4 protein-coding genes and 1 pseudogene are annotated in these 2,926 nt (G+C 41.8%); all 5 read right to left on the bottom strand.

Features of this window, described 5'->3' with window-relative positions; all coding sequences use genetic code 11:
• Window positions 1-205: 205 nt before the first annotated feature.
• The 5 genes and pseudogenes from RC73_RS19425 to RC73_RS19405 all read right to left on the bottom strand — a co-directional run bounded on the left by RC73_RS19425 (window position 206) and on the right by RC73_RS19405 (window position 2,891).
• Entirely contained in the window at window positions 206-709 is a 504-nt protein-coding gene (locus RC73_RS19425) for an ankyrin repeat domain-containing protein (protein ID WP_052248315.1), read from the bottom strand.
• 250 nt (window positions 710-959) lie between these two features.
• Entirely contained in the window at window positions 960-1,388 is a 429-nt protein-coding gene (locus RC73_RS19420; RefSeq protein WP_039036177.1) for a hypothetical protein, read from the bottom strand.
• 242 nt (window positions 1,389-1,630) lie between these two features.
• A complete protein-coding gene (locus tag RC73_RS19415) occupies window positions 1,631-1,951 on the bottom strand; it encodes a hypothetical protein (protein WP_039036176.1) in 321 nt (106 codons plus the stop codon).
• 123 nt (window positions 1,952-2,074) lie between these two features.
• Window positions 2,075-2,317: pseudogene (locus RC73_RS19410) on the bottom strand (transposase); the annotation flags it as partial.
• 154 nt (window positions 2,318-2,471) lie between these two features.
• Window positions 2,472-2,891 carry a hypothetical protein gene (locus tag RC73_RS19405; protein WP_039036174.1) on the bottom strand — a complete coding sequence of 140 codons (420 nt, stop codon included), beginning with the start codon at window positions 2,889-2,891 and terminating at the stop codon, window positions 2,472-2,474.
• Window positions 2,892-2,926: the final 35 nt, after the last annotated feature.

The raw sequence follows: 2,926 nt of genomic DNA, 5'->3' as shown, positions 1-2,926 counted from the left end.
GCGCCGTCATGCAGGGTTCAAACTTCTGCTCCTTTGCCATATTCAGAGAAGCCCGTTTGTGCAAACAGGCGGGCTTTTTCGTATCTGAGTTTTGATGATTTCCTTGGCTTGTGGCCTTGTTGAATTAACGCACTGATAAGGCCTGGAAAAATGACAGTCACTAATATGTAGTGCATATTGACAATAAAATAGTGGGGGAAGGGAGTTAGCTAAGGGACTGGATATAGTCTGCAATGTCAGTGCGCCCCCATTCATGGGCAAATTCAAGGGCTCCCATGTCCTTCATCGTCTGGCCGGTATAACGGATCCTTGTATCTATACCCGCCTTCACTAACCGCTTCACAATATGGAGGTGGCCATAATGTATTGCAGTAAAAAGGGGATTGCGGTCTGGCTCAGAAATATCGAGTCTTGCGCCAAGGCCGATGAAGTAGTTCACAATATCTTCGTTGCCATTCGAAGCCGCCCTATGGATTGGACTGCTGCCACTGATACTGTCTCTGCTATCGATATCGGCTCCCAGCTTGACCAAAGCCTGGCACAACTCCAAGTCGTCATTATCAGCAGCAATATGAAGCAAGCTGCCCAGTGGTGTTTGTAACTGAATCAGCTCAGTGTTCATTGATAGAAAGTCGATTGCATCAGCGGTTCTCTTCTCCCTGATGCATGTCATCAGAGCCCTTAATTTCAGTATTACAGCTTCGTTCACTTATTTATCCGTCCTGAGTTAGTGATTCCCTGTGTGTATCAAGCCTAGTGTTTTCTGGAGTATGAGATTTATCAATAGCCGCGTGCTGGTTGAGTTTTACCTACAATACATGGGCAAATATTCACCATTGGCCAGTAAATCTATGCTGCCGAACAAGGTTCATATGACGGCTTGTTTTATCAATACCTGTAGTGCCGCATTTATTATCTGAATTCTTGAGTACAAGTTTGACAGAAGGCTACGGCACCCACTAGGTGCAGAAATTCTTACTATTAGGGTTATCTGGGTTCAGGACTTGTATCCTAAAGTCCGGCGCCAGATTGAACCGTTTTATAACGCTCGATATTCGGTCAGATGTTAATGCAGAACCGAAATCCGAGAAGAATGGGATTGGATCATTATTGATAGCCCACATGTCATTCATTGTCTTGGCTAATTCTCTGGCTTGCTCCCAATCACCTGCAAATATCTTGGAGTAATCAAAATGCGGCCATGCCGCAATATCATCCTCCTCTGCCGAATCTTCGCTGAAGAGAAAGGATACACTGATCTCCGAGTGCCAAGGAAACACGCCTACGTCAATGATCCTTAGCTCTTTTTCGCCAAAGTTAGCTAAAGCTTGCCGCAATTTCCCTTCTAGCAGTTGCTCAATGTTTTCTCTGCTGTATTCCATATCCATTCCCATTTCTTTTGATGTCTTAATTAAGCTGTATAGCTTTATATGAACTGTTAGACTTCGCGCCTACTGACCTTTCCCGAGATTAGTATCAAGGATGAAAAATGTCGCATGTAGTCTTGCAAGCCGATGTTCAGCCATTTAAATTAAAAATACAGTAAAAACTACTATGCCCATAACTCTTGTTGTAATTGTACGAATTTTCCAAGCCTTACCAAGTCCAGCAGTAATGTAACATGGTCTTGCTAGAATTTGATTGCACTTAAAAACTTAGAAATAGAGTTGTGTAACTTGAAAACACCAAACTCTATATCTACGTAGTACACGTTGCCTTCATTTTTTGGACCACTACCGATAAAAATCATTTCATCGCCTAGGGTGACCGCAATGGGGTTTGCATCAATACCTTCAAGATAAGGGTTATACCTTTCACGGATAGCCGTTACCTCTTCTGGCTGGATTATTTCAACTATCTCCAACTTCTTGTCAGGTATAAAATCACTCAACTCCTTATACTGAGCTACATCTATGTATTTTCCGATAATTTCTTCTGTGATGCTTTCCATTACTTCCCCGAGAGGTATCACGCCTCAAGTAGCGCTTCAGTTAGTTGACTTGTTAATTGAAAACTGATGTAAAAAGCAAAAATTAAGCTATCCACTGTAAAACAATAACTTAATCTTCTTTCTGTCTATATCAATATGCAACACCAGATGCAGATGATTACTCATGATGGTGAATGCCGCCACATCAATGGCAAAAACGGCTTCCAGTTCAAACAGTAACGATTCGACCCAACCACGGCGGTGGTCATAATTCTTGCCTGAGTAGGCATCATCACCACACAGAAAGGCTCGCCGCACCACGCGGCTGCAACAGTGGTAGTAGGGCGTATCTTCAAGGCTGATTTGAGTTCGGCGAGGGCGCGGCATAATAACCTCCTTGTTAAATGCTTAAACAAAGCATAGTCGGAAGCTAACTACCACGCCATTAACGCTGGGTGTCCATATTTTTTGTAAACACAAAACTCAACCCAAACCAAAAATGCCAAGCGTGCTGAATCACTCTTAAATTGTTTGTTAAGCATTATTTTGAGAAGCCATCGTTGAATTGTTGGTGGATCTTTGACAGTTCAATCTCTTCTAGAGGCACATCTGCGCCGGGCATTGCATTACCCTTATAATTTATATTTCCATACGGAAAAACATATGGATTTTCTTCGGTAATTTCAGAAAGATTGATGTCAATTAACAGCTTTGATTTTGGACATCTCGTACTTCGAAAACCATTGCCATTTACATAGGGCATCTTTTTGATTGCTTGAGCCAGTATATTGTTAGAACAACGTAAAAACTCACTGTTAACAAATATGTACGACTGGTTTTCTAAAGTTTCTCTGCCAACAAAAGCTATAAAACTGATGTTTTTGTACAGTTCATTGAACTCAAAGACAACAGGACGATTAAGCCCAAGTTGCTCAATATCATTAAACTGGAGGGTGTTCAAAATTCTGTGTCACGTTAAAAATCACAGATCGATGT

The organism is Shewanella sp. ECSMB14102, assembly GCF_000813075.1.
Classification (GTDB): Bacteria; Pseudomonadota; Gammaproteobacteria; order Enterobacterales; family Shewanellaceae; genus Shewanella; species Shewanella indica.
Note: the sequence above shows the minus strand (reverse complement) of the source record. Positions and strands in the feature narration are given on the sequence as shown.

Bases quoted from the DNA above. Each gene is read 5' to 3' on its own strand.
- RC73_RS19420 (WP_039036177.1), bottom strand. From the start codon at position 1,388: ATGGATATGGAATACAGCAGAGAAAACATTGAGCAACTGCTAGAAGGG.
- RC73_RS19415 (WP_039036176.1), bottom strand. From the start codon at position 1,951: ATGGAAAGCATCACAGAAGAAATTATCGGAAAATACATAGATGTAGCT.